The sequence below is a fragment of the Pseudomonas sp. MRSN 12121 genome (assembly GCF_000931465.1).
In the GTDB taxonomy this organism is placed as follows: Bacteria; Pseudomonadota; Gammaproteobacteria; order Pseudomonadales; family Pseudomonadaceae; genus Aquipseudomonas.
On record NZ_CP010892.1, the window covers coordinates 1,380,924 to 1,405,412 of the forward strand.

Annotated in this window: 31 protein-coding genes; 26 read left to right on the forward strand and 5 right to left on the reverse strand. The window is 62.7% G+C overall.

The window, feature by feature from the left end:
- The first annotated feature begins 39 nt into the window (after window positions 1-39).
- From TO66_RS06205 to recX, 21 genes are all read left to right on the forward strand, one after another.
- A complete protein-coding gene (locus tag TO66_RS06205) occupies window positions 40-387 on the forward strand; it encodes a phage tail tube protein (RefSeq protein ID WP_044461506.1) in 348 nt (115 codons plus the stop codon).
- Window positions 384-680 carry a phage tail assembly protein gene (locus TO66_RS06210; protein WP_044461507.1) on the forward strand — a complete coding sequence of 99 codons (297 nt, stop codon included), beginning with the start codon at window positions 384-386 and terminating at the stop codon, window positions 678-680. Before TO66_RS06205 ends, TO66_RS06210 begins: the two co-directional genes overlap by 4 nt.
- 130 nt (window positions 681-810) lie before the next feature.
- Entirely contained in the window at window positions 811-2,763 is a 1,953-nt protein-coding gene (locus tag TO66_RS06215; RefSeq protein WP_044461508.1) for a tail protein, read from the forward strand.
- Window positions 2,750-3,988 carry a DNA circularization protein gene (locus tag TO66_RS06220; RefSeq protein WP_044461509.1) on the forward strand — a complete coding sequence of 413 codons (1,239 nt, stop codon included), beginning with the start codon at window positions 2,750-2,752 and terminating at the stop codon, window positions 3,986-3,988. The genes TO66_RS06215 and TO66_RS06220 overlap by 14 nt, the downstream gene beginning before the upstream one ends.
- Window positions 3,989-3,991: 3 nt before the next feature.
- Window positions 3,992-5,032: a phage baseplate assembly protein gene (locus TO66_RS06225; RefSeq protein WP_044461510.1), complete on the forward strand. Its 1,041-nt coding sequence runs from the start codon at window positions 3,992-3,994 to the stop codon at window positions 5,030-5,032.
- A 113-nt stretch (window positions 5,033-5,145) separates the two neighbouring features.
- On the forward strand, window positions 5,146-5,655 hold the full coding sequence (locus TO66_RS06230) for a phage baseplate assembly protein V (protein WP_044461511.1): 510 nt from the start codon (window positions 5,146-5,148) through the stop codon (window positions 5,653-5,655).
- Window positions 5,655-6,053 (forward strand): phage GP46 family protein, encoded by a 399-nt coding sequence (locus TO66_RS06235; RefSeq protein WP_044461512.1) that lies wholly within the window; start codon window positions 5,655-5,657, stop codon window positions 6,051-6,053. The genes TO66_RS06230 and TO66_RS06235 overlap by 1 nt, the downstream gene beginning before the upstream one ends.
- Entirely contained in the window at window positions 6,043-7,083 is a 1,041-nt protein-coding gene (locus tag TO66_RS06240; protein ID WP_044461513.1) for a baseplate J/gp47 family protein, read from the forward strand. Before TO66_RS06235 ends, TO66_RS06240 begins: the two co-directional genes overlap by 11 nt.
- Window positions 7,071-7,670, forward strand: coding sequence for a YmfQ family protein (locus tag TO66_RS06245; protein ID WP_044461514.1), 600 nt, complete (start codon window positions 7,071-7,073; stop codon window positions 7,668-7,670). Before TO66_RS06240 ends, TO66_RS06245 begins: the two co-directional genes overlap by 13 nt.
- Before the next feature lie 11 nt (window positions 7,671-7,681).
- Entirely contained in the window at window positions 7,682-8,539 is an 858-nt protein-coding gene (locus TO66_RS06250) for a hypothetical protein (RefSeq protein WP_044461515.1), read from the forward strand.
- A 4-nt stretch (window positions 8,540-8,543) separates the two neighbouring features.
- A complete protein-coding gene (locus TO66_RS06255; protein ID WP_082061044.1) occupies window positions 8,544-9,185 on the forward strand; it encodes a hypothetical protein in 642 nt (213 codons plus the stop codon).
- A gap of 130 nt (window positions 9,186-9,315) precedes the next feature.
- On the forward strand, window positions 9,316-10,869 hold the full coding sequence (locus TO66_RS06260) for a hypothetical protein (RefSeq protein ID WP_044461516.1): 1,554 nt from the start codon (window positions 9,316-9,318) through the stop codon (window positions 10,867-10,869).
- A 2-nt stretch (window positions 10,870-10,871) separates the two neighbouring features.
- A complete protein-coding gene (locus tag TO66_RS06265; protein ID WP_044461517.1) occupies window positions 10,872-11,342 on the forward strand; it encodes a tail fiber assembly protein in 471 nt (156 codons plus the stop codon).
- 39 nt (window positions 11,343-11,381) lie between these two features.
- Window positions 11,382-11,525, forward strand: coding sequence for a hypothetical protein (locus TO66_RS33205; protein ID WP_156162043.1), 144 nt, complete (start codon window positions 11,382-11,384; stop codon window positions 11,523-11,525).
- Window positions 11,526-11,722: 197 nt separating this feature from the next.
- On the forward strand, window positions 11,723-12,787 hold the full coding sequence (locus TO66_RS06270) for a hypothetical protein (RefSeq protein ID WP_044461518.1): 1,065 nt from the start codon (window positions 11,723-11,725) through the stop codon (window positions 12,785-12,787).
- 6 nt (window positions 12,788-12,793) lie between these two features.
- Window positions 12,794-13,396: a tail fiber assembly protein gene (locus TO66_RS06275; protein WP_044461519.1), complete on the forward strand. Its 603-nt coding sequence runs from the start codon at window positions 12,794-12,796 to the stop codon at window positions 13,394-13,396.
- A gap of 21 nt (window positions 13,397-13,417) precedes the next feature.
- Window positions 13,418-13,981 carry a glycoside hydrolase family 19 protein gene (locus tag TO66_RS06280; RefSeq protein ID WP_044461520.1) on the forward strand — a complete coding sequence of 188 codons (564 nt, stop codon included), beginning with the start codon at window positions 13,418-13,420 and terminating at the stop codon, window positions 13,979-13,981.
- A 255-nt stretch (window positions 13,982-14,236) separates the two neighbouring features.
- Window positions 14,237-14,452, forward strand: a complete 216-nt coding sequence (rz1, locus tag TO66_RS34245) for a lysis system o-spanin lipoprotein Rz1 (protein WP_409077166.1) — start codon at window positions 14,237-14,239, stop codon at window positions 14,450-14,452.
- A gap of 128 nt (window positions 14,453-14,580) precedes the next feature.
- The gene (locus tag TO66_RS06290) at window positions 14,581-15,081 is read left to right on the forward strand and encodes a CinA family protein (RefSeq protein WP_044461522.1); all 501 of its coding nucleotides are present in this window, start codon (window positions 14,581-14,583) and stop codon (window positions 15,079-15,081) included.
- An 83-nt stretch (window positions 15,082-15,164) separates the two neighbouring features.
- The gene (gene recA / locus TO66_RS06295) at window positions 15,165-16,217 is read left to right on the forward strand and encodes a recombinase RecA (protein WP_044461523.1); all 1,053 of its coding nucleotides are present in this window, start codon (window positions 15,165-15,167) and stop codon (window positions 16,215-16,217) included.
- Between the two features lie 8 nt (window positions 16,218-16,225).
- The gene (gene recX, locus TO66_RS06300; RefSeq protein ID WP_044461524.1) at window positions 16,226-16,693 is read left to right on the forward strand and encodes a recombination regulator RecX; all 468 of its coding nucleotides are present in this window, start codon (window positions 16,226-16,228) and stop codon (window positions 16,691-16,693) included.
- A gap of 45 nt (window positions 16,694-16,738) precedes the next feature.
- Here recX and TO66_RS06305 read toward each other — a convergent pair whose 3' ends face one another.
- Window positions 16,739-17,854: a TIGR00730 family Rossman fold protein gene (locus TO66_RS06305; protein ID WP_044461525.1), complete on the reverse strand. Its 1,116-nt coding sequence runs from the start codon at window positions 17,852-17,854 to the stop codon at window positions 16,739-16,741.
- A 480-nt stretch (window positions 17,855-18,334) separates the two neighbouring features.
- Here TO66_RS06305 and TO66_RS06310 point away from each other — a divergent pair, with 480 nt between their 5' ends.
- A complete protein-coding gene (locus TO66_RS06310; protein WP_044461526.1) occupies window positions 18,335-18,529 on the forward strand; it encodes a hypothetical protein in 195 nt (64 codons plus the stop codon).
- A 1-nt stretch (window position 18,530) separates the two neighbouring features.
- Here the strand turns inward: TO66_RS06310 and TO66_RS06315 are convergent, their stop codons facing one another.
- Window positions 18,531-18,953 carry a PA3611 family quorum-sensing-regulated virulence factor gene (locus TO66_RS06315; protein ID WP_007923938.1) on the reverse strand — a complete coding sequence of 141 codons (423 nt, stop codon included), beginning with the start codon at window positions 18,951-18,953 and terminating at the stop codon, window positions 18,531-18,533.
- Between the two features lie 189 nt (window positions 18,954-19,142).
- Here TO66_RS06315 and TO66_RS06320 point away from each other — a divergent pair, with 189 nt between their 5' ends.
- From TO66_RS06320 to TO66_RS06330, 3 genes are all read left to right on the forward strand, one after another.
- The gene (locus tag TO66_RS06320; protein WP_044461527.1) at window positions 19,143-19,853 is read left to right on the forward strand and encodes a tRNA-uridine aminocarboxypropyltransferase; all 711 of its coding nucleotides are present in this window, start codon (window positions 19,143-19,145) and stop codon (window positions 19,851-19,853) included.
- A gap of 349 nt (window positions 19,854-20,202) precedes the next feature.
- A complete protein-coding gene (gene erdR, locus TO66_RS06325) occupies window positions 20,203-20,853 on the forward strand; it encodes a response regulator transcription factor ErdR (protein WP_044461528.1) in 651 nt (216 codons plus the stop codon).
- Window positions 20,854-20,928: 75 nt separating this feature from the next.
- Complete coding sequence (locus TO66_RS06330; RefSeq protein WP_044461529.1) at window positions 20,929-21,291, forward strand: diacylglycerol kinase; 363 nt, start codon at window positions 20,929-20,931, stop codon at window positions 21,289-21,291.
- On the opposite strand, the gene TO66_RS06335 is transcribed toward TO66_RS06330, so the two are convergent.
- Entirely contained in the window at window positions 21,288-22,214 is a 927-nt protein-coding gene (locus TO66_RS06335; RefSeq protein ID WP_044461530.1) for a LysR family transcriptional regulator, read from the reverse strand. The two genes, TO66_RS06330 and TO66_RS06335, sit on opposite strands and share 4 nt — an antisense overlap.
- A gap of 135 nt (window positions 22,215-22,349) precedes the next feature.
- Between TO66_RS06335 and fpr the strand changes: the two genes are divergently transcribed.
- Window positions 22,350-23,129, forward strand: a complete 780-nt coding sequence (fpr, locus tag TO66_RS06340) for a ferredoxin-NADP reductase (protein WP_007923929.1) — start codon at window positions 22,350-22,352, stop codon at window positions 23,127-23,129.
- 72 nt (window positions 23,130-23,201) lie between these two features.
- On the opposite strand, the gene tsaA is transcribed toward fpr, so the two are convergent.
- Both tsaA and TO66_RS06350 read right to left on the reverse strand, forming a co-directional pair.
- On the reverse strand, window positions 23,202-23,897 hold the full coding sequence (gene tsaA / locus TO66_RS06345; protein WP_044461531.1) for a tRNA (N6-threonylcarbamoyladenosine(37)-N6)-methyltransferase TrmO: 696 nt from the start codon (window positions 23,895-23,897) through the stop codon (window positions 23,202-23,204).
- 117 nt (window positions 23,898-24,014) lie between these two features.
- Window positions 24,015-24,476 carry a DUF1456 family protein gene (locus TO66_RS06350; protein WP_044461532.1) on the reverse strand — a complete coding sequence of 154 codons (462 nt, stop codon included), beginning with the start codon at window positions 24,474-24,476 and terminating at the stop codon, window positions 24,015-24,017.
- Between the last annotated feature and the right edge of the window lie 13 nt (window positions 24,477-24,489).

Below are 24,489 nucleotides of genomic sequence, written 5' to 3' on the forward strand. Positions count from 1 at the left end.
AGCCCGCCCCGCGCGGGCTCATTTTTTGGGAGATACACCATGGGTCAACTGATTGCGGGCACCTGCTACGTCAAAGTGGACGGCGCTCAACTGACCATCAACGGCGGCTGCGAAGCGCCGCTGATGTCCGTGAAGCGGGAAACCGTCGTACCGGGTTTCTACAAGGAAACCGACATCGCCCCGTCCTTCAAGGTCACGGCGCTGCACACCCCGGACTTCCCGTTGCAGCAACTGGTCGCCGGTTCCGACATGACCGTCACCTGCGAATTCAGCAACGGCAAGGTCTACGTCCTGGCCGGCGCCTACCTGGTCGAAGAGCCCGTTTCCAAGGGTGACGACGCCAGCATCGAGCTGAAATTCGAAGGCATCAAGGGGACCTGGCAATGAGCGAGAGCGTAAAGCTGCGTGTGGCCATCGAGGCCCACGGCGAACCCCTGGCCGAACTGACCCTGCGCCGTCCGACGGTGCAGGAAGTGCGGGCGATCAAGGCGCTGCCGTACAAGATCGACAAGAGCGAAGAGGTCAGCCTCGACATGGACGTCGCGGCCAAGTACATCGCGGTCTGCGCCGGCATCCCGCCGTCCTCGGTCAACCAGCTGGACCTGGCCGACCTCAACGCCCTGAGCTGGGCGGTGGCGAGTTTTTTCATGAGTGCGGCATCGCAGCCATCACCGACCTGATCGCGGTTGCCTATGACCTGGCCTGGTTCTGGAAGGTCGACCCCGAACAGATGATGGCCAGGCCGCTGGATGTGCTCCGGGAATCCCTGGAGCACGCGCAACGGATCAACGCGATGCAGCAGGTGCAGTGATGGTGAACATCAATCAAAGCGTGAATCAGACGAGCATCCAACAGCGCCTGAACGTGACCCGGGTACAGACCACCGTGAACATGCTGGTGGTCATGCAGGGCATGCAGAAGCTGGATGCCGACCTGGGCGAGGCGCGTTCGAAAGTCAGCGCCTTCAAGAAAAGCATCGAAGACAGCGGCCTGGGCGGGCTGGACTTTTCCGGCCTGATCAAGGGCGGTGGCCTGGCGGCGCCCTTCGTGGCGGGCGTCAACTCGGCCATCGAGTTCGAGAACCAGGCCGCGCGGGCCAAGCTGGTGGCGCAGGGCATCGAACCGCCCAAGGACGTGCTGGGCGAGACGGGCACCAACCTCAAGGCCTTCAGCGACAGCGTCGACGATATCTCGCAAAAGTTCGGCAGTGCGCTGCTGCCGGCGGTCAACTCGGTGGTGACCGCCGTGCAACCGCTGCTGGGCTTCGTGGCGAAAGTCATCGAGAGCAACCCGCAACTGGTCCAGGGCCTGGCCGCTGGCGCCCTGGCTTTCACCGCGATTCGCGGCGCCATGACCCTGGCTTCGTCCGCCGTGACCCTGTTCAGCAGCGGCCTGCTGGCCTCGCCCATTGGCCTGGTCGCCCTGGGCATCGCGGTGGCCGCGGGCCTGATCGTGGCCAACTGGGAACCGCTGTCGGCGTTCTTCGTCACCCTCTGGGCGCGCATCAAGGACGCCGCCACGCAATTGCTGGCGGGGTTGCAGACGATTTTCAGCTGGACCCCGCTGGGGCTGGTGCTTGCCAACTGGGGATCGATCACCGGCTTTTTCGCCGGCCTGTGGGCGCAGCTCAGGACCATGGCCGCGTCGCTGTTCGGCTTCTTGCGGCAGGTGTTTTCCTGGACCCCGCTGGGGCTGGTGATGGACAACTGGACACCCCTGAGCGGGCTGTTTGCGGCGCTGTGGGAATTGCTCAAGGCGCTGTCGGTGCCGGCGCTGGACTTCCTCAAGGGCCTGTTCGCCTGGACGCCCATGGGGATGATCGTTAACAACTGGGGCGCGATCGGCGCGTTCTTCAGCGCGCTCTGGGCCGGCTTGCAAGGTCCGGCGCAACGGCTGAAGGACTTCTTCGTCGGGCTGTTCGCCTGGACGCCGCTGGGGATGGTGATCAACAACTGGGGCGCGATCAGTGGCTACTTCGCCGCGCTCTGGGCCGGTCTGCAAGGTCCGGCGCAACAGCTGAAGGACTTTTTCGGCCTGCTGTTCGACAGCTCGCCGCTGGGAATGGTGATCAACAACTGGGGCACGATCAGCGCCTACTTCGATTCGCTCTGGGCAACTCTCAAAGGCGCGGCACAAGTCATCAAGGACTTTTTCGTCACGCTGTTCGAGTGGTCGCCCCTGGGGCAAGTCATCGCCAACTGGCAGCCGATCAGCGAGGTGTTCGCGGCGCTCTGGGAGGTGCTGAAAGCCTCGGCGGCCACGGTCGTCGAGTTTCTGCTCGGCTTGTTCGAGTGGTCGCCGCTGGGGCAGATCATCAAGAACTGGGAGCCGATCACCGAGTGGTTCGGCGGCTTGTGGCAGCGGCTCCAGGCGGCGATCGCGCCGATCCGGGAACTGTTCGACGGCGGTTTTGCCGGCTTCGTCGCCCGGGTCACGGGCAAGGTCGAAGGCCTGGCCGAGGCGCAGAAGCAGACCAATGCCGAAGGCAAAGGCGCCCTGGCGCCGGCGTTTTTCGGTGGTGCCAGCCCGGCCCCCGGCGCTTCGACGCGGCCCGGCAGCCTGCCGCAAAGCTCCACCTCGTTGTTGCAACAGAGCGCGGCCAACAACCGCACGCAGTTGCAAGGGGGGCTGACGGTGAGCTTCGAAAATGCCCCGGCGGGCCTGCGCACCAGCGCCCCGCAAATTAACCAGCCTGGCGTGGCGCTGTCGTCGCGGGTCGGCTACCGCTCACTTTCCCTAGGAGGTTCCAATGAGCTGGCGTGATCGTTTGTTGCCGGCGTCGTTTCGTGGCGTCGGCTTCTGGGTCGACCAGGCGAAAACCCCGGTCGGCCACAAGGGGCAGTTGCACGAGTACCCGCAGCGTGACCTGCCGTTCTACGAGAACCTGGGGCGACAGGCGCGGACCCACGACCTGACGGCGTTCATCGTCGGCGCCGACTGCCTGGAGCAGCGCGACAAGCTGCTCAAGGCGCTGGAGGAGGGCAGCGGCGAACTGGTGCATCCGTGGCTGGGGCGCCTGCAGGTCAAGGTCGGCGAGTGCGAGATGACCCAGAGCCGCGAGGACGGCGGCCTGGTGACCTTCGCCCTGAAGTTCTACCCCGACCAGCCGTTGCAGTTCCCCAGCGCCACGGTCAACACCCGGCAGTTGCTGCTGGTGTCGGCGGACAGCCTGATCGGCTCGGCGGTGCGCCGCTTCGAGGAGGCCATGACCCTGGTCAAGGCCGCGCGGATCGGCATCGCCGACCTGCGCAACAGCCTCAAGGAGGTCTACGACACCCTCGAGCGCGAGCTCAAGCCGCTGATCGACACCTACCGCGACCTCAACCTGCTGGTGCGGGCGATCAAGGAATTGCCCAGGGAAGTCAGCGCCGAGTTCAAGGGCCTGCTGGGGGACGTCAAGGACCTCAAGGACTATGCCCGCAACGGTTACCGCGGCGTGCTGGCCAATGTCTCGCAGCAGGTGGAGGCGGTGAAGAAGATCGACACGCCCAAGCTCACCACCGGCAAGGACACCACCGCCGCGGCGCAAGCCATGGCGAACCTGGTGCAGGACGCCGTGCTGGTGCGGATTGCCCAGGCGGTGGCGTCGTTGCCGGTGGCCACCCCGGCGGCCCGGCTCGGCAGCACGCCGTCCCTGGCCACGCAGGCGATCCAGCCGGTGACCCGCGCGCAAGTGCCGGTGGCCGACGAGGTGCTGGCACTGCGCAACAGCATCAACGAGGCGATGTGGCAAGCGGCGGAGAAAGCCGACGCCGTGCACTACGAGGTGCTCAACGGCCTGCGCCAGCTGGTCTACGGGCATCTCACCGCGGTGGCGTCGTCCGGCGTGCGGCTGGTGGTCAAGAACCCGATGCAGAGCCTGCCGACGGTGGTGCTGGCCTACCGGCTGTTCGGCGACGCCACGCGGGCCGCCGAAGTGCAGCAGCGCAACGGCGTGGTCCACCCCGGCTTCCTGCCGCCGACCAACGTCAAAGTGGCGGGGGAGTGAGCCATGGGCAACTTCGATAACCGGGTATTGCTGACGGTGGACGGCCAGGATTACGGCGGCTGGAAAAGCGTCGAGATCAGCGCCGACCTGGAGCGTCAGTTCCGCACCTTCAAGCTCGACGTGACCTGGCAATGGCCCGGGCAGACCCTCGATCAGCGCATCCGCCCCGGCGCCAAGTGCCAGGTGCGCATCGGCGCCGACCTGCTGCTCAGCGGCCATGTGTTCAAGGCGCCGGTCAGCTATGACGGGCGGCAGATCGGCCTGAGCATCGAGGGCAGCTCGCTGACCCAGGACCTGGTGGATTGCGCGGCGATCAACCAGCCCGGGCAGTGGCGCGAGCAGAGCCTGCTGAAGATCGTCCAGGCCCTGGCCTCGTCCTACGGCGTCGGGGTGGTCAGCGAGATCGCCGAGACCACGCGCCTGGGCAGCCACAGCATCGTGCCCGGGGAAACCGTGTTCCAGTCCATCGACCGTTTGCTGACGCTGTTCCGGGTGTTCTCCACCGACGACGCCGAAGGCCGGGTGCTGTTGGCGCGGCCGGGCAGCGGCGGGCGTGCGGTGGACGTGCTGGAGCTGGGCAAGAACATCCTCGCGGCCAGCGCGCCGATGGACTTCAGCCAGGTGTTTTCCGAGTACCGGGTGATCGGCCAGCACAAGGGCAACGACCAGAAAAGCGGCGCCGCGGTCAGCGAAGTCTCGGGCGTGGCCCGCGACGGCGCGGCCAGGCGCAAGCGGGTCACAGTGATCAGCGAACCGTCGCAACTGACCCCGGAACTGGCCCAGCAGCGGGCCGACTGGGAAAGCGCGATTCGCACCGGCAAGGCCCTGACCACGACCTACAAGGTGCAGGGCTGGCGCCAGAGCAACGGCGAGCTGTGGCGCCACAACACGCTGGTGCGGGTGATCGACCCGGTGCTGGGGTTCGACCAGGACCTGCTGATTTCCAAGGTCACCTATTCGCTCTCCGAGCAGGGCTCGATCACCACGCTGCAAGTGGCGCCGCCCCATACCTTCGACGCCAGCCCCGTGCCGCCGAAAGCCTAAAACCCCCCCGGTACTGTAGGAGCGAGCTTGCTCGCGATGGGGACGATGCGGTGTGCCTGCAAGGCCGCTATCGCGAGCAAGCTCGCTCCTACACAGAGGTCAAGGAAAAAACCATGAGCCTACTGACACGCCTGTTGGCGCGCGGCACCGTCGTGCTCGCCAACTCGGCCAACAAACTGCAATCGCTGCAAATGCGCCTGACCGCCGGCGAAGTGAACGACGACATGGAGCACTTCGAGCCCTACGGTTTCACCAGCAACCCGCTGGCCGGCGCCGAAGGCATCGCCACCTTCCTCGGCGGCGACCGCTCCCATGCCATCGTGCTGGTGGTCGCCGACCGCCGTTTCCGCCTCAAGGCCCTGGCCCCCGGCGAAGTGGCGATCTACACCGACGAAGGCGACAAGATTCATTTTAAGCGCGGGCGGATCATCGACCTCGAGACCGCCACGCTGAATATCCGCGCCAGCAGCGCGGTGCACATCGACACCCCGACCCTGACCCAGACCGGCAGCATCGTCTCCCAGGGCGACCAGGTCGCCGGCGGCATCAGCCAGATCAAGCACCTGCATGCCGGCGTGCAGCCAGGCAGCGGCCAGACCGGCGCGCCGGCGGGAGGCCAGTGATGTTCATCAGCCAAGACCTGCACCGCGCCCTGACCCGCGCCGTGCTGATCAGCCTGTTCACCTGGCGCCGCGCGGCGGACGACGACCGGCTCGACGACGAGGAGCGCTTCGGCTGGTGGGGCGACAGTTTCCCTACGGTGGCCGACGACCGCATCGGTTCGCGGCTGTGGTTGCTGCGGCGGGTCAAGCTCACCCGCCAGACTCAGCTCGACGCCGAGTTCTATGCCCGCGAAGCCCTGCAATGGCTGATCGACGATGGCCATTGCAGCGCGATCGAGATCCGCAGCGAACGCCTCGACGACCAGCGCCTGGACCTGCGCACGACGCTGGTCCTGGCCACTGGCGAGCGCCTGGACATCAACCCCGATAACAGTTGGCAGGTGACCTATGCCCTTTGAAACCCCTTCGCTGCCGGTGCTGATCAAGCGCACCCAAAGCGACCTGGCCAGCGATGCGCTGCGCCAGTCCGATGCGCAAGTGCTGGCCCGCACCTTAGGTGGCGCCGCCTATGGTCTCTACGGCTACCTGGACTGGATCGCCGACCAGATCCTGCCGGACACGGCCGACGAATCGACCCTGGAGCGCATCGCCGCGCTGCGCCTCAACCAGCCGCGCAAGGCCGCCCAGGCCGCCAGCGGCGCGGTGAGTTTCAGCGCCGCGGCGGGTGCCGTGCTGGACATCGATACCCTGCTGCAGGCCAGCGACGGGCGCACCTACAAAGTCACCGCCGCCCGCACCACCAGCGCCGGCAGCAACAGCACCACGGTGCAGGCTCTCGACGCCGGCTCCCTGGGCAATGCCGAGGCCGGCCTGGAGCTGATCCCGGTACAGCCGATCCAGGGCATCGGCAACACCTTCACCGTGCTGGCCCCCGGCCTGAACGGCGGCGTCGCCGCGGAAAGCCTGGAATCGCTGCGCGCGCGAGTGATCCGCTCCTACCGCATCATCCCCCACGGCGGCTCGGCGCAGGACTATGAGACCTGGGCGCTGGAGGTGCCAGGCGTTACCCGGGCCTGGTGCCGGGGCAGCTACCTGGGGCCGGGCACGGTGGGGCTGTTCGTGATGCGCGACGACGATGCGCAACCGATACCCAATGCCGAGCAATTGGCCCAGGTCCGGGCCTATATCGAGCCGCTGCGACCGGTAACCGCCGAGCTGCATGTGCTGGCGCCGGAGCAGGTGCCGGTGACCTATCGCCTGCGCCTGTCGCCGGACACCAGCGCGGTACGCGCGGCGGTCGAGGCCCAGTTGCGCGACCTGCACAACCGCGAGGCCGGCCTGGGTGACACCTTGTTGATCAGCCATATCCGCGAAGCCATCAGCAGCGCCGCCGGCGAGAACGACCACAAGCTCAGCGCGCCGGCCGCCGATGTCCCCGCCGCCAGTAATCAGTTGCTGACGTTCGGAGGCTGCGTATGGCTGGAATAAGAACCGCCGCGCAATACCAGAGCCAGCTGCGCAGCCTGCTGCCCAGCGGCCCGGCCTGGGACCCGGAGCGCGTGCCGGAGCTCGAGGAGGTGCTCGAAGGCGTCTCCCAGGAGCTGGCCCGCCTCGATGCCCGTGCCGCCGACCTGCTCAACGAAATGGACCCGACAGGCGCCAGCGAGCTGGTACCGGACTGGGAACGGGTGATGAACCTGCCCGACCCCTGCCTGGGCGCGACCCCGCTGTTCGACGACCGCCGCCTGGCCGTGCGCCGGCGCCTGCTGGCGGTCGGCAGCCAGGCGCTTTCCTACTACATCGAAATCGCCCGCGGCCAGGGCTACCCGAACGCCACCATCACCGAACACGAAGCCCCACGCATGGGCCGCGCACGGTTTGGCCAGGCGCACTTTGGCACCTGGCAGGCGCAATTCATGTGGACCCTCAACACCGGTGGACGACTGCTGCTGGGCCGGCGTTTCAACGCCAGCTACTGGGGCGAACGTTTCGGCATGAACCCGGGCTCGGCCCTGGAGTGCCAGATCCACCGCAGCGCACCGGCGCATACGCGGGTGCATATCAATTATGACTAGGGGATAGACCGATGGATTATCCGAAAAGTGTGCCCAGCGCCGGGTTGGTCAACGGCCGGTTCGTCGATGAGAACCCGCTGACCGGCACCCCGGGCTCGTTGATCCCGGCGGACTGGGGCAATGGCGTGACCCAGGAACTGCTGGCGGTGATCACCGCGGCCGGCCTGACCCCGAGCGAGGCGAACCTGACCCAGTTGCTCAGCGCGATTCGCAGCATCAGCCGTTCGGTGGCGGGGCTGGGTATCCAGCGCTTTACCGCCAATGGCAGCTTCACCGTGCCGGAGGGCGTGACGAAGATCTGGCTCAGCGGGTGTGCGGGGGGCGGTGGGGGTGGTTCGTGCCCGGCTGGAGCGACCGGATCCGCATCCGGTGGCAGCGGCGGCGGTGCAGGTCAGGCGGCCATCAAAGTCCCCGTCATCGTCACTCCCGGCCAAGTGATCCCTATCACGATTGGTGCGGCGGGTGTGGGGGGCATCAGTGGGGTCAGCAACCCGACAAGTGGAGGAAACACGCTTGTGGGCGTTGGGGGCGCTTTGCTGGTGCTGAGTGGCGGAGGCGCTGGTAACTCGGGGGCAAGTCTTCCTGTGGACCGTGTAGCGGGGCCAAGAGGGGGAGAGGGTTTTCCTGCCGGGGGCGATGCGACCGATGTTCAAGCCGGGGTCACGGCGGGGCTGTCGGGGGCTGGGGCAAGCGGGCCGTTCGGCGGCGGTGGCAATGCCTGTCGTTATGGCACGTCAGGTGGCTACGCCGCACGGGATGCCCATGGTTTCGGGGCTGGAGGCAGTGGTGCAGGAGGTTGGTATGTATCGGGTGCCTTGGGCGTTTCGGGGGGGCGTGGCGCTCCTGGCCTGATGATCATTGAGTGGTGAACATATGAGCAAGCAAGTTCTTTACTGCCTTGCGTCCGGGGTGGTCATTGAGTGGCAAGACACTGAACTATTGGCCTACGCGGCGCCAGCCGAGGGCAACAGGGCCCTGCAGGTGACGGCCGAGCAATGGAAGCGCAAGGACGCCCTGCACTATGTGCTGGATGGCGAATTGACCCGGGTCGATGTGCCGCCACCCTCCGCCTATCACGACTGGAATGGTAGCCAGTGGTCGCTGGACCCTGCGAAGGCGACGGCTATCGCGGAGCAAGAGGCGCAGCAGTTGTGCCGCCGAGTGGATGCCGAGGCTGACACAGCCCGGCAGATGATCAGTGGCGATCCGCTCAAGGCCGCGGAGTATGCCCAGGCCGCCAGCGACGCCCAGGCATTCAAGGAGGCCGGGTACCCGAAAAAGGCCGTGCCTCAGGCGATCAGTGCCTGGGTGGTGAAAGGCCGTACGGCCCGGCAAGCGGCGGACGACATTCTCGACAAGGCCGCCAGATCCGCCAGCCAGTTGCTGGCCATCCGCACCCTGCGCCTGCAGGCCAAGGAACGCATCCGGGTGCAGGTTGGCAAAGGTAAGCAGGATGCGGCGCAAGAGATCTGCGAGGCGGCGATCGAGGCAATCGGCGAGGTTGTCAGTGATTGAGCTGGATCGCTGAGCCGGAGTTTCGGTGCTGCTGCGGGGCAAGTTCTGGCAGCGCTCTGCAATACCCAATTCCACATAGTGCATCAACCCATGGGCTGGTGAGCATCAGTCATGACTAGAGAATAGAGCAATGGATTATCCAAAGAGCGTGCCCGGTGTCGGGCTGCAGAACGGGGAGTTTGCCGACGAGAACCCGATGGCTGGTACTCCGGGATCGTTGATTCCTGCAACCTGGGGCAACGCAGTCACTCAGGAACTCCTGAACGTCATCAAATCGGCCGGTCTGGTCCCCGACGAAAAATCGACCACTCAGTTATTGCAAGCGATCCAGAGTTTCGCCGCCCGGGATTTCAAGGACTCCGTGCGCGTTGCTACCACGGGCTCCGTTGCCTTGAGCGGTCTGCAAGCCATCGATGGCGTGCAACTTACGGTTGCCGATCGGGTGCTGGTCAAGGACCAGGCCAATGCGGCGCAGAACGGGCTTTATATCGTATCCGCCGGTTCCTGGTCGCGAGCGCCGGATGCGGCGCTGGATTATCAGGTGACCTCCAACTTTATCGTCGGAACGGATGAAGGGCAGGTCAACAAGTCGCGTATGTGGCAAATGACCACCACGGGACCGATTACCGTCGGTGCCACGCCCCTGGCTTTCGAGCTTATGGCCGGTACCACCGGTGTGGCGGCCGGGGAATACCGGAAAGTAGCGGTCAATGCGCGCGGCCAGGTCACTTCGGGATCGAACCCGACGACACTGGATGGGTATGCAATTACCGACGCCTACAGCAAGACGGCGGCGAACAGTACGTTCGTCAAGCAAGGTGGGGTAGGCACCCAATTGTCCAATGCTGTTTATATCGGCTGGGATGGACAGAACGTCCTTATACAGGTCGATGCCACCAACTTTGGCAGCCTCTGGTGTTCGCGAAACTTCGACCCTGCGAAAAAGGCCGATATTTCCGAGGTGTACAACAAGACGGCGGCCAACGCGTTGCTGGATGCCAAGATCAGTTCGGATGCCTGCTCCATTGCCGGCTTTGCCAGTGGCAACTCGGCAGCGCCTTACATGCGCAATAAAAACAACAACGAATATGTGGGGCTTGCCAGGGCTGCGACCACCCTGGGTGGTTACGGCATCACCGATGCCTACACAGCGGCTCAAGTCAATTCGTTCCTGGGAGATCGTGTTCTAAGGGATTCGATTACCTATGCCGGGTTCGCCAGTAACGATGCCAGCGCTCCTTACTTCCGGCGAGCGTCGGACAACGGCGTTTATTACTTGCAACCCAAGCTGGGTTTCACCCCTGTACGTCAGGGCGGCGGGAATGCCCAAGGCAGCAATCAGGTCATGGTGGGATGGGCTACCGACGGCTCAGGGCTCAGGGTTCAAGTCGACGCTACCGATCTTGGCACCGTCTGGACCGATCATATCGGCAACTGGAAGGCGGTGGTTGCCCAATCCACGGCAGGTGCCGGCGCGGTCGGATCCTATGCCTTGCTGGTTGTTGGCGGCGGTGGCGGGACGGGACCTGGCGAGTTGGTAGCCGGAGTGAATTGTCGGTTTACCGCTACCGATGGCACCGCCTGGGGCGGCGCTCCTGCTGGCACCTGGCGGATCATGGGGGCGGTCAGGAATACCGATGGCGCGAGCCCCGACTCTACAACTCTTTGCTTGAGGATTTCTTGAAGATGATGAAGGTATCGAGTGCTCGTATGCCGTGCTGGAACGACTTGGCTCATACAACGCTCAATCTGTATGTGACATTCGAAGAGACCAAGGAGTCGCTTGGCGAAATCATATTTACGGCTTCTCCCAATGACCCGGAGTTACATGGCCGTGAGTTGTTTGAGCGTGCAGTGGCTTTGGAATTTGGAAATATCGCCGAGCCGGGGGGAGAGATGATCAAGACCAATGTTCTGCTACAACGCGCCGAGCTGACTGCGGTGGCGAACTCGGTGATCGAGAAGTTACAGGCTGACGTGAATATCTTGCAGGACTCGGTGGAACTTGAAATCGCCACTGATAAGGAAACTGCAGCCTTGGCGACCAAGAAGACTTCTCTGAGCGCCTGGAAAAAGTACCGGGTGTTGCTGTCGCGAGTGCAAGAGCAAGAGGGATTTCCAACGGTTGTCCAATGGCCCGAGGCTCCTGGTGAGTAAGATTATTTTGCAGAAGTTTGTGCTAGCGGACTTTCATCCATGTTGATTGCCGAAGCCGTCTTGCGCCAGATTATGCGCAACGCTCGCTCCCAAATGAGCGTTTTTGTTTCTGCACTTAATACCGCCATTTTATGGGTGGCGCGTCGGCATTTGTTGAACGTTGCAGGTAAGGTGCGCCTGTAAGGTGTGATAACCAGAGTTGAACTCTAGTTATCGAAGTCATTGGCGCCAGAAGTTGGGTCACCCGCTGCCGCTCCGTCGGTCGCCGACTGTTGAGCAACTTGTTCGGAGTTTCTCTAAGGTGCCAGATCCTGCTTTTTTAATATTAACTACATGGTTTTCATAAAGTTGCTCTTGAGTTTGCAACAAGGAAATGATTGATGGACTACCCAAAAAGAGTGCCGGGTGTAGGGCTGCTCAATGGAAAATTCGTAGATGAAAACCCTATCGCGGGAACTCCTGGCTCACTAATACCCGCTACTTGGGGGAATGCAGTTACTCAGGAAATCTTGTCGGTCATTAACAGTGCGGGATTGTTGCCTTCAGAGGACGACAACGGGCAACTTCTTCAAGCACTACAAGAAATCGTTACCAAAGCCAGTCCGATGAGTTCATCGGTGACTAATGTTTCGGCGTCGAAACTCTTGACGAACGATGACCTGGGGTTGGTTCTGATCAATGCCGTTTCGTCCGCCATCACGGTCAGCCTGCCCCCCGCGAATAAGGATCTTGGTGTTCGGGATGTCGTGCTACGACGCATCGATAATGCCGGGAACCGCCTGGTTGTGCAGGCTTCCGGAACGGACAAGATCAAGTTCCACACGCACCTGGCCGCAGATGGCTATCCCTTTTTCGTCCTGATGGGGGCTGGGGACTGGTGGCACCTGCGCAGTGACGGTGCTGGCGCGTGGTGGCCGGTAGGTCGATTCGATGGCACACCTCTGGGGCGCCCTGTCTTTGAAACGACGACGGCCTTCAGCCCGGGTGGTTATGGCGCCTTGAACGGGGCGGTTTTAAGTCGGGCCGAATGGCCCTGGCTGTGGGATCACGCCAAGGTATCGGGAATGATGTGGACCGAGGCGACTCGGGTCGGCGCAGAGGGCGGCTGGAGCAGTGGTGATGGGGCTCTGACGTTTCGGGGGCCGGAAGGACGGGGTGAGTTCCTGCGGGTTCTGGACGAAGGGCGCGGAATTGATCCGGGGCGGAATCCTGGCGTTGTCCAGCGAGATCAGAACCGGGCGCATATTCATACGCCTACTGCAGTCGCTGTAGGAGAAGGGGAGGCGAATGGGGCGATTTTCCAGACTTCGGTCTGGTCCATGAGGTACACGTTTCCCTATCAACTGGTTGGGACTACGCCAGTGGGGACCGGTTTATCCACCGACGGAGGCGCCGAGGCGCGTCCTCATAACGTTGCCTATCCCGGCCGGTTGAAACTGATCTGAGATGAAATGATGAATTACCTGATTGATGCGTCGGGAGCCTTGATAGGTCCCGTAGAGTTTCCCCTTGTTCCCGGATTGGGCATTCAGTTACCCAACAACGCTGTAAGCCTGGAACAGCAACTTGATGAGCCTGAGCCCGGCCATGTATGGGCGTTTATCGCGGATAGACCTCAGCAGGTTCCCGATCTGCGCGGTGTGGCCTACAACACCGATACGGGGGAATCCGTGGACTGGTCCGAGGTGGGCGATTTACCAGAAGGACTGACGAAAACTGCGCCGCCGGGACCGTACTTCAATTGGATCGAGGGCGCCTGGCAGCTTGATGTGGAGGCACGACAGGCAGCCGCAACGCTCGACGCTCAAGGCGAACGGGACAAGCGATTGGGCGAAGCGGCATTACGTATGGCACCACTTCAATACGCCCATGAACTGGGAGAGGCCTCGCCCGAGGAACAATCCGCCTTGCTGGAGTGGAAACGCTATTGCGTCGCCTTGAATCGTATCGAGCAGCAGCCTGGTTATCCCCTGGAAATCCAATGGCCGGTGCTGACCCAGGAAGCCCCCCGCGGCCCGCTGAAGGCACTGCGATCTTTCTTCCGTAGCAAATGAATCCATGTCAGGGAGACATCGATGTCTGTAACCGAGGGACAACTCCTCAAGATCATGCCCAACGCCCGCTCCCAAGCGGGCGTTTTTGTTTCTGCGCTTAACGCCGCCATGGCGCACCGCCATATCGACACGCCCAAGCGCATGGCTGCCTTTCTCGCCCAGGTCGGCCATGAGTCGGGGCAGCTGCGTTATGTGCGCGAGCTGGGCAACGACCAATACCTGAGCAAGTACGACACCGGGGCGTTGGCCGCCCGCCTGGGCAATACGCCGGAAGCCGACGGCGACGGCCAGAAGTACCGCGGCCGTGGCCTGATCCAGGTCACCGGGCGCAGCAACTACAAGCAGTGCAGCCTTGGGCTGTTCGGCGACGAACGTTTGCTGGCCTTGCCCGAGTTGCTGGAGCAACCGCAATGGGCCGCCGAGTCGGCCGCCTGGTTCTGGCAGCAGAACGGACTCAACGAGCTGGCCGACCGCGACCAGTTCAACAGCATCACCCGGCGTATCAACGGCGGCTTGAACGGCCTGGAGGATCGCCTGCAGCTCTGGGCGCGGGCGCGGGAGGTGTTATGCCTGCCTTCGGCCTGATACCCCTGTCGTCGCGGGCCGTGCTGTGGGTAGTGTCGCTGGTGCTGGTGGCGGCTGGCGCGGGCACCCTGGCCTGGCAGGTCCAGGACTGGCGCCTTGGCCGGCAACTGGCGGAGCAGGCCAGGCGGCACGCTGCGGCCCTAGATCAACTGAACCAGGCGACCGCGGCCCGGCAGCAGGCCGAGCAGGATAAGCGCCTGGCCCTGGAGCAGCGGCTGCGGGCCAGCGACCAGACCCATTACCGAGCTTTGAGCGATGCACAACGTGATCAAGGTCGCCTGCGCGACCGTCTTGCCACTGCTGATCTGCGCCTGTCAGTCCTTCTCGACGCCCAGGACGGCGTCGCCGGATGCGCAGTGCCTGCGACCGCCGCCACCGGCGGCGTGGTTCATGGAGCCCCGCGCGCCCGACTTGACCCGGCGCATGCTCAACGAATTGTCGGCATCACCGACGACGGCGACCGGGGACTGATCGCCCTGCAGGCCTGCCAGGATTACGTCAGGGCGCTGGGCCACTAACATTTTGATCCGTTGCATGCCTTGCAAGCGCCTATTGCTCGTGTACGGTAAGGCCTCCGCCAGCCCGATCAGGAGAGGCCCGTGAACGAAATCACCCAGCTTGCCGCTGAACTTGGCAGACGCTTGCAGGTTCTCAATGCCCACGTCACCACTGCCGAGTCCTGTACCGGTGGCGGGATCGCCGAGGCCATCACCCGCATCCCGGGGAGCTCGGCCTGGTTCGAGGCGGGCTACGTGACCTACTCCAACCGCCAGAAGACCCGGCAACTGGGCGTGCCGGACGCGTTGTTCGCTTCCGTCGGCGCGGTCAGCCGCGAAGTGGTCGAGGCGATGGTGCGTGGCGCGCAGCACAACAGCCTGGCGCGTTTCGCCGTGGCGGTCAGCGGGGTGGCCGGCCCCGACGGCGGCTCGCCACAAAAGCCGGTGGGCACCGTCTGGCTGGCCTGGGGCGTTGGCGAGAGCCTGACGGCGGAGTGCCGGCACTTTGCCGGAAATCGCGACGACGTCCGCCGACAAACGGTGAAGGCCGCGCTAGAGGGCTTGCTGCAACATGCCGCGGCAGAAATCTCAAAACAGGGGTAGGCGATCCACGAACGCTGTGGAATAATACTGGCTACTTATACAGGTGTTGGCCGTCAGGCCTTATTGATTACGTGAGGACTTTAATGGACGACAACAAGAAGAAAGCCTTGGCTGCGGCCCTGGGTCAGATCGAACGTCAATTCGGCAAGGGTGCCGTAATGCGTATGGGCGATCACGACCGTCAGGCGATCCCGGCCATTTCCACTGGCTCTCTGGGTCTGGACATCGCTCTCGGCATCGGCGGCCTGCCAAAAGGCCGTATCGTTGAAATCTACGGTCCGGAATCGTCCGGTAAAACCACCCTAACCCTGTCCGTGATTGCCCAGGCCCAGAAGATGGGCGCCACTTGCGCCTTCGTCGACGCCGAGCACGCCCTGGACCCGGAATACGCAGGCAAGCTGGGGGTCAACGTCGACGACCTGCTGGTTTCCCAGCCGGACACCGGCGAGCAGGCGCTGGAGATCACCGACATGCTGGTGCGTTCCAACGCCATCGACGTGATCGTGATCGACTCCGTGGCGGCACTGGTGCCCAAGGCCGAGATCGAAGGCGAAATGGGCGACATGCACGTGGGCCTGCAGGCCCGCCTGATGTCCCAGGCGCTGCGCAAGATCACCGGTAACATCAAGAACGCCAACTGCCTGGTGATCTTCATCAACCAGATCCGCATGAAGATCGGCGTGATGTTCGGCAGCCCGGAAACCACCACCGGTGGTAACGCGCTGAAGTTCTACGCTTCGGTCCGCCTGGATATCCGTCGCACTGGCGCGGTGAAAGAAGGCGACGAAGTCGTCGGCAGCGAAACCCGGGTCAAGATCGTCAAGAACAAGGTGGCTCCACCGTTCCGTCAGGCTGAATTCCAGATCCTGTACGGCAAGGGTATCTACCTGAACGGCGAGATCATCGACCTTGGCGTGCTGCACGGTTTCCTCGAGAAATCCGGTGCCTGGTACAGCTACCAGGGCAACAAGATCGGCCAGGGCAAGGCCAACTCGGCCAAGTTCCTGCAGGACAACCCGGAGATCGGGAGCGCCCTCGAGAAGCAGATCCGCGACAAACTGCTGGCACCGAGCGCGGATGGCAAGGCGCTGCCGGTCAACGAGAGCATCGACGACATGGCCGACGCTGATATCTGATCGACCCGATGACCGTCGTACTCGATACCCTCGTCGCAGTGCGACGAGCCGCCATGGACCTGCTCGCGCGACGCGAGCATGGTCGAGTCGAGCTGACGCGCAAGCTGCGTCAGCGCGGCGCGCCTCCCGAGATGATCGAAACAGCCCTTGACCGTTTGACGGAAGAGGGCCTGTTATCCGAATCCCGCTACCTTGAAAGTTTCGTTTCCTATCGTGCCCGTTCCGGCTACGGTCCCATGCGTATTCGCGAAGAGCTCAGCCAGCGCGGCTTGCAGCGTGCCGATATCGAACTCGCCTTGCGCGAGAGTGGTATCGACTGGCTGGCGCAACTGGAAGAGGTCTGGCGCCGCAAATTTGCCGGGCACTTTCCCGTGGATGCCAAGGAGCGCGCCAAGCAGGGCCGCTTTCTGGGGTACCGGGGATATTCGATGGACATGGTCGGGCGCCTGTTGAGCGGCCGAGGGATGGACGATTGACCTGTGGGGCCCGCGAACTGAAGGCGCGGGCCGCTGTTTTGCGATTCAAGTGAGCTTGAGCGTTTCCCTGGTACGTTGTGCAGTCCTGGCCTGATTCATGGCCCAGTTTTCCGGCAGGTTGATGAAGTCGATCAGTTCGCGCAGGCGACCATTGTCGCGGGCGTTGAAGGCGAACGACAGGCGTGCCAGATGGCTGAACTCCGGCTCGTTGTGCTCCTCGCCATTGTAGGCATGTTGATGGAAGCGATCGCTCAGGCACAGGTCGGCAAAAGTCGTCTGCATCTGCTCGAGCGCCGGCTCGTTGAGTGGGTGATTCATGCGAATGACAAACTGGTTTTTCAGCCAGCGACTGGAGTGGAAGTTGCTGTAGAACTGGTTGATTTCCTCGACCGCCTCCTCGGTGTCGTGTACCAGGCGCATCAGCTTCATGTCGGTGGGCAGGATGTAGCGGTTGCTTTCGAGCTGGTTGTGGAGGAAGTCCAGCGCTTGCTGCCAGAAGGTCCCACCCGGAACATCCAGCAGCACCACCGGCACCAGCGGGCTCTTGCCGGTCTGGATCAGGGTCAGCACTTCCAGCGCCTCATCGAGCGTGCCAAAGCCACCCGGGCATAACACCAGGGCGTCGGCTTCCTTGACGAAGAACAGCTTGCGGGTAAAGAAGAAGTGGAAGGACAGCAGGTTGTCGGTGCCGTCCACGGTCGGGTTCGCATGCTGCTCGAAGGGCAGGGTGATGTTGAACCCCAGGCTGTGATCGCGGCCGGCCCCTTCGTGGGCCGCGGCCATGATGCCGCCGCCAGCCCCGGTGATGACCATCAGGTCGGAGCGGGCCAGGGCCGCGCCGAGTTCTCGCGCCAGGCCATACAACGGATGTTCGATCGGCGTACGCGCGGAGCCGAATACCGTGACCTTGCGTCGGCCCTTGAACTGTTCCAGCACGCGAAAGGCGTGTTCCAGTTCGCGCAGGGCCTGCAGGGTGATTTTTGCGTTCCAGCGGTTGAGGTCGTCCTGTGCCATGCGCAGGACGGTGAGAATCATGTCGCGATAAAGGGGAATGTTAGGACTGTTGGGAGCGATCAGGTTGAGTTGTTCTTCGACCTTGCTGAGGTCGATACCGTTGCTCTGAAAATGACGACTGAGAAGGTCATTCGGTTCGTAAGGCATTCAACTTCTCCTTCTGCACGGAACCTTTGACACGAACGAAGCATTCGTTGGTATCTCGACACTGCTTGTGTCGTTGTCAGCCCGGCTCCAGCGGCCGATTCAACAGGGAGGAAAACCCTGTCGTGGCCTGCGGGCCATCCATACAGGTTCCGCTATTCCTTGATTTATAAAGCATTGCACTGCAAGACGCGCTTGGGATATCTGGTGATCCACCTGGGAGAAATCAACATGAACATCTAGAAATCTAGACCTTCGTGATGATTCGCGCCGAATCGATCATGGCCCCTGAAAGTCGGGGCTGGCAATCACTTCTTGCCGGTGGCGGGTGGCGTTTTCGCCGCCGGTCTGGAGGCATGCCGACTGGCCAGGGCTCTGATTTACTAAGTTACAGCGCCAACAAGACAGCTTGGCGTCAAGGACAGGGCAAGGGCGGTCTGGGGATCGCGCAGGCAATGGCGAACGGGGGCACGGAGGCTGGGAATGAACAGGATCGTGCTGGAGGTCGATGAGCCTTTGTATCAGTTGCTGCAGTCAGCGGCGCAGGCCAACCATCTGACGCTTGAAGAGGAGTGTCGGCGCCGGCTGGAAGGAGGGGAGCGGCGCTCGAGCTATTTGCAGGCTCTGTTGGCGGAGCTGCGGGCCGATGATCAACAGCGGCGCGCAGCCGGGCACTGAATTACTTTTTCTTCTTGGCCGGTGCCGGGCAATCCGACTCCTGGAAGCGGGCCGAGGCGACCGGGCGGTTGGTCCGGTTCTCGGTGAACTCGTAGCGCATGATCGCGCCCTTGGCCATCAGCTTGCGGTAGTTCGGGTCGCGGCAAACGCTGGCGCCCAGTTGCAGGTAGACCGCCTTGGGATTGGCGCGCATTTTCTCGGCGTGTTCGGCCTGGACGCTGAGGTGGTTGATCAATTCCTTGCCTTCGACGGTGTAGCCCTGGTCGAGGATGTTCTCGTTGACTTCCCGGGGCGTGCCGACGTTACTTTCCTCGGCGGTTTTCTGCAGGGTCTTGTTCAGTTCGAAGTCTTGCAGCGATGCAGCCTGGGCACTGAACGGCAAGGCCAGCAGAAGGGCGGCGGTGGGAACGATAAAGCGCAACATGAAACTCTCCTGGTTCAGTGACTGATGCTTCGACCAATCACACGACTGTGCGTTCAGTGGCGGCGAATTATAGGGGAGCAGGGGTAGGTGGTACAGGCTTGGGCATCGCGCTCTGATAAACTTGCGCGACTTTTTTGCTTGCCGGGTTCCTGTCGTGTCGATTCCTTCCTTTTGCCAGGGCGGCTTTTAATGAGCCATGCCGTTTCCCGTCTGCGGGCCCAGCGCCTGGCCCGCGCCGTCAGGCCTTTTACTGCGCGAGGCTCCCGGGCAGAGCGTTGCCAGGGCTGCCGGGTGATTCCCAGCCATTGCATGTGTGCCTGGCGGCCAAAGGTCTCGGCTCGTTCGGCCATGTGCCTGATCATGCATGACGTCGAGCCGATGAAACCAAGCAATACCGGCTGGCTGATCGCCGATGTCATAGACGACACCCTGGCGTTTCCCTGGTCGCGGACGGAAGTCGATCCGCAGCTGCTGGCCTTGCTGGCCGATCCCCAGTGGCAGCCGTATGTAGTGTTTCCCGGGGAATTCGTGGCGCCGCAGCGGGTGGTGAGCGAGGTTCGCGTGGAGGACGGCAAGCGGCCGTTGTTCATCCTGCTGGATGCGACCTGGAGCGAAGCGCGCAAGATGTTCCGTAAAAGCCCTTATCTGGAACACTTGCCTGTCCTGAGCCTGGCACCCGAGCAGCTGTCGCGCTACAAGTTGCGACGCTCCAAGCGCGACGATCATTTTTGCACCGCGGAAGTCGCGGCGTTATGCCTGGAGCTGGCCGCCGACCAGCAGGCCAGTGACGTGCTGGACGCTTATCTGGACGTGTTCAGCAGCCATTACCTGGCGGCCAAGTTCCAGCAAGATATCGATCCTGATGACGAGACCCACACGCGACTCAAGCCTTTTCTGTAAGGCCTGAGGCCGCTGGCGGTGTCTGTTTCGGCCCGCGTCGGCCAAGCAGCATGTCGCTTGTTATCGGCCCGCGGCCGAATCATGGAAGGGCGCGCAAGACTCGGCTTTGCATGATGGCACTGTTGTTAGTTAGCAAGCTAAGATGTCGCACAGCCCTGAGCTTGACCACCCCGGCTTCGCTGGGCATCCTTGGCGCCGATTAGGGCGCGACCGATCTTTGAAACGCCGCATTTCCGGGCTTTGGGCGTTGAGCGTGCTCTTTTGGGTGCAGCATTCTGGCTGACACCTGTGTTGCCTTGGCGGGGATCGAATGCATCGGTCCTGCCATAAAAACAGGATCATTTGAAAAATGGCCACATACGAAATCCTGATTGCCGATGACCACCCCCTCTTTCGTAGCGCACTGCATCAAGCGGTAACCCTGGGCCTAGGTCCGGATGTCCGCCTGGTGGAAGTGGCAAGCATTGCCGAACTCGAAGCACGCCTGACCGAAAAGGCCGACTGGGACCTGGTGCTGCTGGACCTGAACATGCCGGGCGCCTATGGCTTCTCCGGCCTGGTGCTGTTGCGCGGCCAGTATCCGCAGATTCCGGTGGTAATGGTCTCGGCGCAGGAAGAAGCGTCGGTGATGGTGCGTTCCCGCGAATTTGGCGCCAGCGGTTTCATTCCCAAGTCCAGTTCGCTCGAAGTCATCCAGCAGGCCGTGCGCAATGTGCTCGACGGCGATGTGTGGTGGCCGCCCCAGGCGTTCGAGCAGGTCGATGTCTCGCCCGAGGCCAAGGCCGCCAGCGAGGGCCTGGCCAGCCTGACGCCACAGCAGTTCCGCGTGCTGACCATGGTCTGCGAGGGGTTGCTGAACAAGCAGATCGCTTATGAACTGAATGTTTCGGAGGCCACCATCAAGGCTCACGTCACGGCGATCTTCCGCAAGCTGGGGGTGCGTACCCGTACTCAGGCGGCATTGCTGCTGCAACAACTTGAGTCAATTTCCAGCCAGTAACTGGCTATTTCTTCACGCTTTTTTGACTCTGGTTGAACTAGCTTTCCCATTCCTTTTCGTTCTAGTTGCTTACTTATGTCGCCTTTCAAAGGTCAAACCGGTCTTAAACGCATCCTCAATGCCGCAGGGTATTCCCTCGACGGCCTGCGCGCGGCTTTCACGGGCGAAGCAGCGTTTCGTCAGTTGGTATTGCTCAACGTGGTGCTGATTCCCGTGTCTTTCCTGCTGCATGTCAGCCGGGTGGAGCGAGCGTTGCTGATCGCTGTCTGCCTGCTGGCGCTTATCGTCGAATTGCTCAATTCGGCGGTCGAGGCGGCGATCGACCGCATCTCCCTGGAGCGCCACCCGCTGTCGAAAAACGCCAAGGATATGGGCAGCGCTGCTCAGTTCGTGGCCTTGAGCATGATCACCGTGGTCTGGGCGGTGATTCTTATCTAAGGAATGCTCGGCAGCACGATTTCGTCGCTGCGCTGTACCCCGGCGGTAAAGGAGCGGCAGAGTTCGAGGAACTCGCGCATCGCCGAGGTCTGGTACTTCTGTTTGTGCCAGATGAAATAGAACTGCCGGGCCAGGTCCAGGTCCGGCGTCTCTACCGGGACCAGGCTGCCGCGCCGGAAGGCATCGCGCAGCGCCAGCCTGGAAATGCAACCGATCCCCAGCCCCGACTCCACGGCGCGCTTGATCGCTTCGGTGTGTTCCAGTTCGAGCCGCACGTTCAGCGCGCTGCGGTGATGCCGCATGGCCTGGTCGAAGGTCAGGCGCGTGCCCGATCCCTGTTCCCGCAGAATCCAGGCCTCATGCGTCAACTCCTCCAGGCTGGCCTGGCCGCGCCTGGCCAGGGGGTGCTGCGGCGCGCAGAACACCACCAGTTCGTCCTCGACCCAGGTTTGCACCTCGATATCCGGGTGGCTGCAGTCGCCTTCGATTAGACCCAGGTCAATTTCATAGTGGGCAACCTGTTGCACGATATGCGCGGTGTTCTGTACATGAAGTTTGACTTGGCTCTCCGGGTGGACCTGCATGAAGCTGCCGATCAACAGGGTCGCCAGGTAGTTGCCGATGGTCAGGGTCGCCCCCACCGACAACGAGCCGAAACCGGACTTGCCGTTGAGCAGGTCTTCGATTTCCTTGGCCTGGTCCAGCAGCGCCACCGCCTGGGGCAGCAGTTGTTTGCCCAGGGCGTTGAGGCTCAGGCGTTTGCCGGCACGGTCGAACAATTGGCAACTGGATTGCCGTTCGAGTTCGGTGATCGAGGTGCTCGCCGCCGACTGGGAAAGGGCCAGGAGGCCGGCAGCCCGAGAAACGCTCTCTTGCTGGGCGACGGCGACGAATACTTGCAGTTGACGGAGAGTGAATCGCATATCGATATAACCGATAACCCTTATCTTAATAATCCAGTTAACAGATATTGTCGTCGCCTTTAGAATGCTGTGCAATTGCGCACCATTCACTTGTCGCAGAGCCCGCGCAGACAACTTTCCAGGAGTCCCCCGTACATGAGCAACATGAACCACGAGCGCGTCCTCAGTGTTCATCACTGGAACGACACCCTGTTCAGCTTCAAGTGCACCCGCGATCCGGGCCTGCGCTTCGAGAACGGTCAGTTCGTGATGATCGGCCTGCAACAGCCCAATGGCCGCCCGCTTATGCGCGCCTACTCGATCGCCAGCCCGAACTGGGAAGAGCATCTGGAGTTCTTCAGCATCAAGGTGCCCGATGGTCCGCTGACTTCCCAGCTGCAGCACCTGAAGGAAGGCGACGAGATCATCATCAGCAAGAAGCCTACCGGCACCCTGGTGCTGGACGACTTGAAGCCAGGCAAGCATCTGTACCTGCTCAGCACCGGCACCGGCCTGGCGCCGTTCATGAGCGTCATCCAGGATCCGGAAACCTACGAGCGTTTCGAGAAAGTGATCCTCTGCCATGGCGTGCGTTACGTCAACGAAGTCGCCTACCGCGAGTTCATCACCGAGCATCTGCCGCAGAACGAGTTTTTCGGCGAAGCGCTGCGTGAAAAACTGATCTACTACCCGACCGTGACTCGCGAGCCGTTCGAGAACGAAGGCCGCCTGACCGACCTGATGCGCAGCGGCAAGCTGTTCAGCGATATCGGCCTGCCGCCGATCAACCCGCAGGACGACCGCGCCATGCTGTGCGGCAGCCCGAGCATGCTCGACGAGACCAGCGAAGTGCTCAACAGCTTCGGCCTGACCGTTTCGCCACGCATGCGCGAACCGGGTGACTACCTGATCGAGCGCGCCTTCGTCGAGAAGTAAGCGCCTCGTCGTACAGAAAAAGCCCGCGTTGCCTGGAAAGGCAACGCGGGCTTTTTCGTTTCCGGCTGCCGCTCAGTGCGCCGGCACCACTTCCAGGACCCGGATCAGGCCGGGCTGCGGGTAGTGCCAGCGTACGTCCAGGTCCCAGAACTGCGCGCCATACTCGCGCTCCGGCGTGGGCGTCTGGTAGGCCGGGCGCGGGTCCTGGGCCAGGCATTGCTCGATCAGCTCCACCAGCGGCTCTTGCAGGCGTTGCGCGTGGGCGTGGGCCTGTGGCAGGGCGTGGTCGCTCCACTGCACCGGAATCAGCTGCGGCGCCGCGCTGGCGATGCGGTTGCTCGCGTTGTCGACGATGTCGGCATAGGGCACATAGGGCTTGATGTCGAGAATCGGCGTGCCGTCCAGCAGGTCGATGCCGGAAATCCACAGGCGACCGGGCTCGACCTTGTCCAGCTTGACCACCGATTGGCCGATGCCGTTGGGCCTGTGGGTGGCGCGGGTGGCGAATACGCCCATGGAGGTATTGCCGCCCAGGCGCGGCGGGCGCACCTTGAGCCGCGGCTTGCCTTCCAGCGCCTGGTGGAACAGGAACAGCAGCCAGACATGGCTGACCTGCTCCAGGCCTTGCACCGCCTCGCCCTGATCGAAAGGCGCCACCAGTTCCAGCACGCCGCGGGCCGCCGGGGCCAGTTGCGGCTGGCGCGGAATGGCGAACTTTTCCTTGAAGCAGGAACGCACGAAGCCGATGGGGGAAACGCTGTAGGTCATGGTCAGGAGTCGGAACGGGGGAAGGGCGCCATGATAACCCGAGCGGGTTGTCGGGGCTGATGTCGCTTCGCGAGCAAGCTCGCTCCTACAGGAGGGGCTTGCTCGCGATAAATCCGCTCAGCCGCGAACGCGCAGGGTCAGGCCCTTGAGGAAGTTGCGCAGCAACTGGTCGCCGCACGGGCGGTAGTTGGTGTGGCCGAACTTGCGGAACAGCGCGCTCAGTTCCGGCTTGGACACCGGGAAGTCGGCCGACTTGAGGATCGCGTGCATGTCGTCTTCCTTCAGCTCGAAGGCGACCCGCAGCTTCTTCAGGATGATGTTGTTGGTCACCGGCAGTTCGATCGGCAGCGGTGGGCGGCTTTCGTCCTTGCCGCGCTTGAGGATCACCAGGCCGTCGAGAAAGTGCGCCATGACCTCGTCCGGGCAATGCACGAAGCCTTCTTCCTCGTCCTTCTTCAGGTAGCCGACCACCTCGTTCAGGCTGGTATCGAAGCCGGTGAGCTTGATGATCTCGACGACCTTCTTGTCGCTGATGTCGAGCATGTAGCGCACGCTGCGCAGTACATCGTTGTGAATCATGTCTGAAGTCCTG

What these genes read in the sequence shown, in the direction of transcription:
- TO66_RS06250 (WP_044461515.1), top strand. Translation starts at nt 7,682, where the DNA reads ATGGATTATCCGAAAAGTGTGCCCAGCGCCGGGTTGGTCAACGGCCGG.
- erdR (WP_044461528.1), top strand. Translation starts at nt 20,203, where the DNA reads ATGGCCACATACGAAATCCTGATTGCCGATGACCACCCCCTCTTTCGT.
- TO66_RS06210 (WP_044461507.1), top strand. Translation starts at nt 384, where the DNA reads ATGAGCGAGAGCGTAAAGCTGCGTGTGGCCATCGAGGCCCACGGCGAA.
- TO66_RS06265 (WP_044461517.1), top strand. Translation starts at nt 10,872, where the DNA reads ATGATGAAGGTATCGAGTGCTCGTATGCCGTGCTGGAACGACTTGGCT.
- TO66_RS33205 (WP_156162043.1), top strand. Translation starts at nt 11,382, where the DNA reads ATGTTGATTGCCGAAGCCGTCTTGCGCCAGATTATGCGCAACGCTCGC.
- TO66_RS06335 (WP_044461530.1), bottom strand. Translation starts at nt 22,214, where the DNA reads ATGCGATTCACTCTCCGTCAACTGCAAGTATTCGTCGCCGTCGCCCAG.
- recX (WP_044461524.1), top strand. Translation starts at nt 16,226, where the DNA reads ATGACCGTCGTACTCGATACCCTCGTCGCAGTGCGACGAGCCGCCATG.
- rz1 (WP_409077166.1), top strand. Translation starts at nt 14,237, where the DNA reads ATGCACAACGTGATCAAGGTCGCCTGCGCGACCGTCTTGCCACTGCTG.
- TO66_RS06310 (WP_044461526.1), top strand. Translation starts at nt 18,335, where the DNA reads ATGAACAGGATCGTGCTGGAGGTCGATGAGCCTTTGTATCAGTTGCTG.
- TO66_RS06260 (WP_044461516.1), top strand. Translation starts at nt 9,316, where the DNA reads ATGGATTATCCAAAGAGCGTGCCCGGTGTCGGGCTGCAGAACGGGGAG.
- TO66_RS06270 (WP_044461518.1), top strand. Translation starts at nt 11,723, where the DNA reads ATGGACTACCCAAAAAGAGTGCCGGGTGTAGGGCTGCTCAATGGAAAA.
- tsaA (WP_044461531.1), bottom strand. Translation starts at nt 23,897, where the DNA reads ATGACCTACAGCGTTTCCCCCATCGGCTTCGTGCGTTCCTGCTTCAAG.
- TO66_RS06225 (WP_044461510.1), top strand. Translation starts at nt 3,992, where the DNA reads ATGGGCAACTTCGATAACCGGGTATTGCTGACGGTGGACGGCCAGGAT.
- TO66_RS06205 (WP_044461506.1), top strand. Translation starts at nt 40, where the DNA reads ATGGGTCAACTGATTGCGGGCACCTGCTACGTCAAAGTGGACGGCGCT.
- recA (WP_044461523.1), top strand. Translation starts at nt 15,165, where the DNA reads ATGGACGACAACAAGAAGAAAGCCTTGGCTGCGGCCCTGGGTCAGATC.
- TO66_RS06240 (WP_044461513.1), top strand. Translation starts at nt 6,043, where the DNA reads ATGCCCTTTGAAACCCCTTCGCTGCCGGTGCTGATCAAGCGCACCCAA.
- TO66_RS06235 (WP_044461512.1), top strand. Translation starts at nt 5,655, where the DNA reads ATGTTCATCAGCCAAGACCTGCACCGCGCCCTGACCCGCGCCGTGCTG.
- TO66_RS06255 (WP_082061044.1), top strand. Translation starts at nt 8,544, where the DNA reads ATGAGCAAGCAAGTTCTTTACTGCCTTGCGTCCGGGGTGGTCATTGAG.
- TO66_RS06220 (WP_044461509.1), top strand. Translation starts at nt 2,750, where the DNA reads ATGAGCTGGCGTGATCGTTTGTTGCCGGCGTCGTTTCGTGGCGTCGGC.
- TO66_RS06305 (WP_044461525.1), bottom strand. Translation starts at nt 17,854, where the DNA reads ATGCCTTACGAACCGAATGACCTTCTCAGTCGTCATTTTCAGAGCAAC.
- TO66_RS06280 (WP_044461520.1), top strand. Translation starts at nt 13,418, where the DNA reads ATGTCTGTAACCGAGGGACAACTCCTCAAGATCATGCCCAACGCCCGC.
- TO66_RS06320 (WP_044461527.1), top strand. Translation starts at nt 19,143, where the DNA reads ATGAGCCATGCCGTTTCCCGTCTGCGGGCCCAGCGCCTGGCCCGCGCC.
- fpr (WP_007923929.1), top strand. Translation starts at nt 22,350, where the DNA reads ATGAGCAACATGAACCACGAGCGCGTCCTCAGTGTTCATCACTGGAAC.
- TO66_RS06330 (WP_044461529.1), top strand. Translation starts at nt 20,929, where the DNA reads ATGTCGCCTTTCAAAGGTCAAACCGGTCTTAAACGCATCCTCAATGCC.
- TO66_RS06350 (WP_044461532.1), bottom strand. Translation starts at nt 24,476, where the DNA reads ATGATTCACAACGATGTACTGCGCAGCGTGCGCTACATGCTCGACATC.
- TO66_RS06245 (WP_044461514.1), top strand. Translation starts at nt 7,071, where the DNA reads ATGGCTGGAATAAGAACCGCCGCGCAATACCAGAGCCAGCTGCGCAGC.
- TO66_RS06215 (WP_044461508.1), top strand. Translation starts at nt 811, where the DNA reads ATGGTGAACATCAATCAAAGCGTGAATCAGACGAGCATCCAACAGCGC.
- TO66_RS06315 (WP_007923938.1), bottom strand. Translation starts at nt 18,953, where the DNA reads ATGTTGCGCTTTATCGTTCCCACCGCCGCCCTTCTGCTGGCCTTGCCG.
- TO66_RS06275 (WP_044461519.1), top strand. Translation starts at nt 12,794, where the DNA reads ATGATGAATTACCTGATTGATGCGTCGGGAGCCTTGATAGGTCCCGTA.
- TO66_RS06230 (WP_044461511.1), top strand. Translation starts at nt 5,146, where the DNA reads ATGAGCCTACTGACACGCCTGTTGGCGCGCGGCACCGTCGTGCTCGCC.